We start from the raw sequence: 865 nt of genomic DNA, 5'->3' as shown, positions 1-865 counted from the left end.
CCGGCCGGCGTAGAGTGCAACGATGCTTTTTGCGCTCAGATCTGCGAGCGTCGGCGAGACAGCAAGCAGCCACGGCTCAACCTGGGCCGATCGGTTTTTCTTGCTTTTGGCGCTGCGCGAACTTTCGCCAAATGCGGTCTTGTGATGCCGTTCCTTCGAACGCCTTTTGATTATCGCCAAGCGGCATCGTGTTCGGTTCGATTCTGTGTACATGAACCAACCGAGGCATCGAGGACGGGCAGTGGCACCTGAGTACAACGTCTTGCATCCGACCCACTCATTGGCGCCCTGTGCACAAATGTTATCGCGATTACGAATACGACCTACCCATTCGTACTCCAGCTCGCTCGCCAATTTAAACCAGGTCGCACGAAACCCCGCATCCGTTACCAGCACCGGCTTGCAATGCGGAGGCAGCACAGAACGCAGATGCGTGAGAAATTGGCGGTGTACTTCCAGCTTTCCATAGTCTTTGCCGGTGTGTACTTCCTCGTAGACGGTGAAGGAACGGCCCTTGACGATCGCCGCAGCACGCAACAAATGCCCGCTGCCATCAGCAAGCAGATCAGACCAGTCGATGATGATGCCGATGCGCCCTTGGCAAGCAAGAACACGTTCGTTCATTGCCTGATAGACCTGACGTCGCTCATTGTTCAGATGCGGGTTACTCAACAGCCGATCGCAGCACTTGATTCGATGGCGCAGCGCTGTCTTGCTCTCGATCGCGCGGCTCATTTTGAGTAGGCCAAGACCGCCCTGTCGGCCTGCCTCTGCAAGCTTTGCTACGCAATGCCGGCGCTTGGCATGCATTGTCGGGCAATTTCTGTCTAACAGTTCTTGTATGATTCTCTTTGCATGCATGGTT

At 55.4% G+C, this 865-nt stretch carries 1 protein-coding gene; it reads right to left on the bottom strand.

What is annotated here, in order from left to right:
- Positions 1-735, bottom strand: a 735-nt coding sequence (locus tag ACP7DD_RS26545) for an IS4 family transposase (RefSeq protein WP_426178397.1), incomplete at its 3' end; no start/stop codon positions are given.
- Positions 736-865 lie beyond the last annotated feature (130 nt).

This window comes from Massilia sp. TWR1-2-2 (genome assembly GCF_049897565.1).
In the GTDB taxonomy this organism is placed as follows: Bacteria; Pseudomonadota; Gammaproteobacteria; order Burkholderiales; family Burkholderiaceae_D; genus JAFCUW01.
The sequence above is the reverse complement of the archived record's forward strand: the minus strand, read 5'-3'. Positions and strand labels throughout refer to the sequence as shown.